Below are 6,419 nucleotides of genomic sequence, written 5' to 3' on the forward strand. Positions count from 1 at the left end.
GTCGAGCTGGATCGCGGTGAACACCTCGTGCAGCTGCTGGGCGCCGCGCAGCGCGTTCCAGTCGCAGGAGAACCCGGTTCGATGACGAAGGTGCCGCCGAGCCCCTCGGCCCGGCTGCGCAGGTTCGCCAGGCCGCTGCGCCGCGTCGTCGGGCCCATGCCGACGCCGTCGTCGACGACCTCCGCGCTGACCTGGCCGCCGGCGGCGGTGACCGTCACCTCGACCGCATACGCCTGGGCGTGCCGGGCGGCGTTGGACAGCGTCTCGCGCACCACCGCGACGAGATGGTCGCCGACGGCCGCGTCGATGGCGCTGTCGACCGGGCCGTCGAGGTGCAGCCGCGGGGTGAAGCCGAACGCCTCGGCCATGTCGTCGATGATCCCCAGGATCTTCGCCCGCAGGCCACTGCCGGTCGCCGGAGTGGAGCGCCCGCGCAGCTCGAAGATGGTCTGGCGGATCTCCCGGACGGTCTCGTCGAGATCCTCGACGTAGGTGTTCATCCGCTCGGCGCGCAGCGCCCGTTCCTCGCTGGCGGCCAGGCCCTGCAGGCCCATCGCCACCGCGAACAGCCGTTGCATCACATGGTCGTGCAGGTCGCGGGCGATGCGGTCGCGGTCCTCCAGCAGCGACAACCGGCCGCGGGCGGCCCGGGTGCGGGCCAGTTCGAGGGCGAGGGCCACGTGGGCGGCGAAGGCGGCGGCGAGTTCGAGGTCCTCGTCGGAGAACAGGCCGCTGCCGCGGCGGCGGCCGAGGAACAGCGCCCCGGAGGTGACCTGCGAGGCGATCAGCGGGACGATCATGATGGGGCCGACGTCGAGCCCGTCGACCTCGGAGCCGCCCAGCGAACGCGCGTCCCCGACGACCAGCGGCGCCCGTTCGCGCACCGCCCGTCCCGCCAGCGAGGCGTCCATCGGCACCTGGCGCCCGCGCAGCCGCTCGGCGTCGTGCCCGTCGGCGACGTCGAAGCTCAGTGCTCCCGCCGCCGGGTCGCACAGGGCCAGCGCGCTGGTGTCGGCGCGGGCGACGTTCCCGGCGCGGCGCACGATGAGCTCCAGCGGATCGTCGCCGTCGGCGAGCAGATGGCGGGTGATGTCCGCCGACGCCTGCGACCACTGCTGGCGGTGCTGCGCCTCACCGAACAGCCGCGCGTTGTCGATCGCCACCCCGGCGTTGGCGGCCAGCGCCAGGACAAGTTCCTCGTCCTCCGCGGTGAACTGCGCGTCGCCGCGCTTCTCCGTCAGGTAGAGGTTGCCGAAGATCTCGTTGCGGACCAGGATCGGCACCCCGAGGAAGCCCTGCATCGGCGGATGCCCGGACGGGAAGCCGACGGCGTGCGGATGATCGGCGATGTCGTCGAGGCGCACCGGCGTCGGCTCCTCGGTGAGCAGGCCGAGCACGCCGTCGCCACGCGGGGTGCTCCCGATCGCCTCGACCATGCTGGGATCCATCCCGACGTGGACGAACTGCTCGAGATGGCCGTCGCGGGCGATGACGCCGAGCGCGCCGTAACGGGCGTCGACCAGCTCGCAGGCGGACTCGACGATCCGGCGCAGCACCACGTCGAGGCTGAGGTCCGAAGTGATCACCCGGTTGGCCCGCAGCAGGCCGCGCAGCCGCCCCTGGGTGGACAGCACGTCCTGGGCCCGGTCGACGAGCTGCGCCAGCAGTTCGTCGAGCTCGAGGCGGGCCACCGCCGGGAAGATCAGGTCGCCGGGGGACGGGGCGCCGTTTCGCCCCCGCACGCTGCCGGACCGCGGCCCACCCGGTACGGCGAGGTCGTGCCCGGACTCGGCGTGCGGGTGCCGGGGGGAGTAGCCGCCGTTCGACCCCGGACCGAACTGCTCATGGTGTGGACGGATCCCGCGGGCTGGCCATCCGTCGGTGGTGGGCATCGCGTCAGCACACGGGTCGAGGGAGCGTCCGCACACCGTGCGCCGGTTCCGTCGCCACCTCGCGGACCTTCATCGGATGCCCTCCCTCCTGCCCGCCGGCTGGCCCCGCCCCGGCCCGGCGGCCGCGGCGCGGCCGCGGATGGTTCGTCTCCTCCGATCCTCGGCCGGCGCCGTCGCGGCGCCCAGGGACCTTCGACCCGCAACTCCCGTGCCCTTACGACCGGGGGCGGCCCGCAACGGCCCTGGGCGTCCACCGCCGTCGGCTCGCCCAGGCCGGGCCGGGCCAAACTCCGATCCGGTCGCTCCGGCGGCCGAAGGTCAGGCGGAGGCCCAGGTCGTTTCCCGTGGACCTGCGGCTGGTCGGAGAAAGACCCACCCGAGGACACTCCCAGCCGCGCTACGCCGCGCCGCCTACGGCACTGTGGGTGACCGCCATCGGTCCGATGGAGTCGGCTCGGTGTGTGGGAGGGGGCTTCGGGCCGCTTTTGAGGGGCTCCGGGTCCGATTTGTACCTATCAAAGCGGCCCGCGGCAGCGCAGGCACGCGCGGCCGGCGGCGGCTGGTGGCTGGGGGTGATGTCGGGAGGGTGATCGGGAGGGTGAGAGGTGCGCGCAGGCTCGCGTCCCGGCCGGGGTGGGAGCGGTGTGACCGTCGTGGTTTCTCGGAAGGGGCATTGCGCGATCACCATTCGACGGACGCGGCCTGGTGGTGGGAGGGCGCGCTGATGGCCGTCAGGTCAGGGTTGGTCTGTTCGCAATCCGGCGATCATGATGGTCAGCAGGCGTGCGGCCCGGCCCGGCTCGGCGTCGTCCTGGGCGGCGATGAGCAGGCCCTTGATGATCGCGATCAGGTCGGCCGCGGTGACCTCCGGGCGCACCGTGCCTGCCTGCTGCGCACGGCTGAGCAGTAGGGCGAGCGCGTCCTGCAGTGCGTCCCGCAACGCGCCCGGCACGGCGATCGCGTCGGCGGTGTCCCGCTTGGCCTCGGCTCAAGCCGGGTCTCGCCGTGGTCGCGGAGATCAGCCGCCGGTGGCCGGCCGGGCCGCGCCGGCTGGTGCCGGTGTCGCCTCGGCGCCCCGGTCGACGGCGGTGGCCGCGGCCGGGCTCGGGCCCTGGGCGATGAAGTCCTTGCGGCGGATGAGGGTCAGGGCGCAGATCGCGCCGATGAACGCGATGGCGGCGGTGACCACGAGCAGGTCGTTGATGGTGCTGGCAAAGCCGGTGTGGATGGCCTGGGCCAGCGCGCCGCGGGACTGCGGGGGAGTCGAGGCGAACAGCGCGTCGGCGTCGCCGCCGCGCAGCGCGTCGGCGACCTGCCCGCCCTGGCCGCGCAGCGCCGGGACGCCGCGCAGCGCCCCGTTGATGCCGCTCTCCAGCCGGGAGGCGAACAGCGAGCCGAGGGCGGCGATGCTGACCGCCATGCCGATCTGGCGGAACGTCGTGTTCGCGCCTGACGCCATCCCCGAGCGAGCCGGCGCCACCACGCCGACTGCGGTCGACGCCAACGGCGGGTTGACCATCCCGCTGCCGACGCCGGCGACGAGGAAGCCCGGGATGAGGTGCGTCCACGACGTGCCCGCGTCCAGGCCGGTCATCAGCAGCAGGCCGCCGCCGACGAGCAGCAGGCCGGGCCCGATGAGCCAGCGGGCCGACACCACGTTGGACAAGCGCCCGGCGACGGCGGAGGCGACGAAGCTCGCCGCGCTGAGGATCAGCAGCCGCACGCCGGCGCCCAGCGCCGAGTAGCCGAGGTCGTTCTGCAGGTACAGGACGAGGTAGACGAACATCGCGAACAGCGAACCATTCATCGTGATCGCCGCCGCCGACCCGCCGAGGAACGTAGGCGTGCGCAGCAGGGACAGGTCGAACATCGGGTGGGTGACCCGGCTCTCCACCACGACGAACGCGACGAGCAGGGCGAACCCGACGGCGAAGCAGACCAGGACGACCGGGTCGGTCCAGGACGTCTCGCCCGCGCGGATCAGGCCGTAGACCACGCCGACCAGGCCGCCGGTGAGCACCCCGCACCCGGCCCAGTCCGGCCGGTGGGCGACCGGCGGGCGCGACTCCTCGACCTTCCACAGGGTCACCGCGATGGCGGCGATGCCGATCGGCACGTTGACCAGGAAGATGCCCCGCCAGCTGATGCCACTGGTGATCACGCCGCCGAGGATGGGCCCGAGCGAGGTGGCGATGCCGGTGACCGCGCCCCACACGCCGAACGCGATACCCCGGTCGCGGCCGCGGAAGCTGTGCGCGAGCAGGGCCAGCGCCGTCGCGAACAGGATCGCGCCGCCGATGCCCTGCACCCCGCGGGAGACGATCAGCATGAGCGCGGACTGCGACAGCCCGCACAGCAGTGAGCCCGCCGTGAAGATCGCGAAGCCGACGGTGAACAGCAGGCGGCGGCCGTAGAGGTCGGCGAGTGACCCGGCGGTCAGCAGCAGCGAGGCCAGGGTGAGGGCGTAGGCGTCGATGACCCACTGGGTAGCGGCGAAACTCCCGTCGAGGCCGGTCTGGATCTCCGGCAGCGCGACGATCACGATCGTCACGTCGAGCAGCAACATGAACGTGGCGCCGCAGACGACCAGCAGCGTCCACCACTTCCGATCCATGGCTCTCCCTGGGGTGATGGTCCGTAGGTTCCGTATGCCCGCGGGCAGGGGAACCGATCGATGATCCGCGGCCCGGTGCGAAGCGTGGTGGGCGACGCGTTCGGCCGACAGGCGGCGAACGTTCGAACACGGCCAGGGTAGGGGACCGACTGACCGTCAGTCAATGGACTGACTGACGGTCAGTCAATGGACTGACTGACGGTCAGTAACGGTAGGATGGGGCGGTCCGGGTGGAGGTGGCGAGGATGTCGAGGTACCGGTCGGCCGATGAGCGGCGGGCGCAGCTCATGGACGCGGGCGCGGAACTGTTCGTGGCCAAAGGCTTCGCCGCGACCACCCTCGACGACATCACCCGCCTGGCGGGCGTCTCGAAGGGGCTCTTCTACCAGTACTTCCCTTCCAAGGAGGGGCTGGTCGCAGCGCTGCAGGAGAAGTTCGCGGCGCGGTTCGCCGCGGACCTCATCGCGGCCGCCGCGGCCTGCCCGGACTGGCCGGGCAAGCTCGACGTCGCGGTGCTCACCTGCTTCCGGCGCCTCTCCGGTGACAGTGGGCTGCCCGGCGTGCTGTTCCGGCCTGTGGCCAGTGGCGTCCCGGAAGCACGCGACCCGTTGGCTCCCGGGCACCAGGCCGCCCACCGGCATCTCGTCGAGGCCATCGCCGCCCTGCTGAGCGCCGGCGTCGCCGCCGGCGCCTACCAGGTGGACGACGTGGAGGCCACCGCGCTGCTGTTCTTCACCGCTATGCACGCGTTCGTCCCGCTGATGCGACACGACATCGGCGTACCCGACGATCGACTTCTGCGCGCGGCCCAGCACCTCGTCCGCGGCGCCGCCGGCGTGGCTGGCGTGGCTGGAAGGCCGTAGCCAGGAGCTGGGTCAGAGCGGGTCGGGCCGCCCGGCGTCGCGCAGGCGGTCCAGGGCGCGGCGGTCGCGCTTCGTCGGCCGGCCGGCCCCCCGGTCGCGGGTCGGGACCAGCGGCGCGGGCTGCCGCTCGACCGGCGGGCTGTGATCCACATAGCACTCGGCGGCCACGGGCGCCCCGACCCGGTTGCGCTGGAGCCGGGTGACGATGACGATCCGTTCGCGGCCGGCCTGCCGGATCCGGACCTCGTCGCTGGCCCGGAGCAGGTGCGCGGGCTTGACCCGGTCGCCGTTGACCCGCACGTGCCCGGCCCGGCAGGCGTCGTTCGCCTGCGAGCGGGTCTTGAGCAGCCGCACGGACCAGATCCAGGTGTCGACCCGGACGGAATCTCCCGGCGTGGCCATGGCGCGACTCTACGGACGGATCCGTACGCCGTGGCGACGTGTGGCTCCGGCGGCGCCGCCACCTGAATCAGCGCGCGAACCTCGCGAGGCGGACCCGTATCCGTCGCATCGGTGGTCGGGTGACCTCGTACAGCGCGGTCGCCACCTTTAGCTGCCAGTACTCGCCGGGTCGGTAGTCCCGCGCGGCGACCAGCCGGACGGCCAGGTCGGGCCGCTGCCGGCGCAGGTTGCGCCGCCCCCGGCTGGCGTGCAGGGGATCAGAGGCGATCGCGATCGTCCGCGCCGACTCCAGGTAGGGCAGCGAGAAGGCGATGTTCTCCCACGTCGTGCTGGCCGCGGTCTCCAGCGTGATCCGCTCTGCGGGCACGCCCAGGCTGTCGCGGGCGTATCCAGCCATCGCCTCGGCCTCGGTGACGGACCCCGGCGGGCCACCCCCGCTGAAGATCAGCCGGCTGTCCTGGCCGGGCGCGAGCGAACGCACCCCGATCTCGGTCCGCCAGCGTTGCAGCGGCCGCAGTGCGCCCGAGTGCGTCGAGGGAAAGCCGAGCACCAGGACGGCCTGTGCGCCGTCCCGGCCGGCCGCCGCCGCTGGCCCGAGCAGCCGCCGGGACGCCCGCCAGTGCAGGCCCTCGGCCAGCAGGACCGGGG

Annotated in this window: 6 protein-coding genes; 1 reads left to right on the plus strand and 5 read right to left on the minus strand. The window is 73.1% G+C overall.

Features of this window, described 5'->3' with window-relative positions; translation table 11 throughout:
• The 3 genes from MXD58_RS17105 to MXD58_RS17115 form a co-directional block, all read right to left on the minus strand.
• The coding region (locus MXD58_RS17105) for a GAF domain-containing sensor histidine kinase (protein ID WP_308301983.1) at nt 1-1,892 on the minus strand (1,892 nt) is incomplete at its 3' end.
• A 736-nt stretch (nt 1,893-2,628) separates the two neighbouring features.
• The gene (locus MXD58_RS17110) at nt 2,629-2,844 is read right to left on the minus strand and encodes an SbtR family transcriptional regulator (protein ID WP_248839010.1); all 216 of its coding nucleotides are present in this window, start codon (nt 2,842-2,844) and stop codon (nt 2,629-2,631) included.
• A 66-nt stretch (nt 2,845-2,910) separates the two neighbouring features.
• Nucleotides 2,911-4,506: an MFS transporter gene (locus MXD58_RS17115; protein WP_248839009.1), complete on the minus strand. Its 1,596-nt coding sequence runs from the start codon at nt 4,504-4,506 to the stop codon at nt 2,911-2,913.
• 245 nt (nt 4,507-4,751) lie between these two features.
• Between MXD58_RS17115 and MXD58_RS17120 the strand changes: the two genes are divergently transcribed.
• Nucleotides 4,752-5,369, plus strand: coding sequence for a TetR/AcrR family transcriptional regulator (locus MXD58_RS17120; protein ID WP_248839008.1), 618 nt, complete (start codon nt 4,752-4,754; stop codon nt 5,367-5,369).
• A gap of 12 nt (nt 5,370-5,381) precedes the next feature.
• Here the strand turns inward: MXD58_RS17120 and hslR are convergent, their stop codons facing one another.
• The gene (hslR, locus tag MXD58_RS17125; RefSeq protein ID WP_248839007.1) at nt 5,382-5,771 is read right to left on the minus strand and encodes an Hsp15 family ribosome-associated heat shock protein; all 390 of its coding nucleotides are present in this window, start codon (nt 5,769-5,771) and stop codon (nt 5,382-5,384) included.
• Nucleotides 5,772-5,838: 67 nt separating this feature from the next.
• Nucleotides 5,839-6,419, minus strand: a 581-nt coding sequence (locus tag MXD58_RS17130; RefSeq protein WP_250609542.1) for a YdcF family protein, incomplete at its 5' end; no start/stop codon positions are given.

The organism is Frankia sp. AgKG'84/4 (assembly GCF_023242965.2).
Taxonomy (GTDB): Bacteria; Actinomycetota; Actinomycetes; order Frankiales; family Frankiaceae; genus Frankia.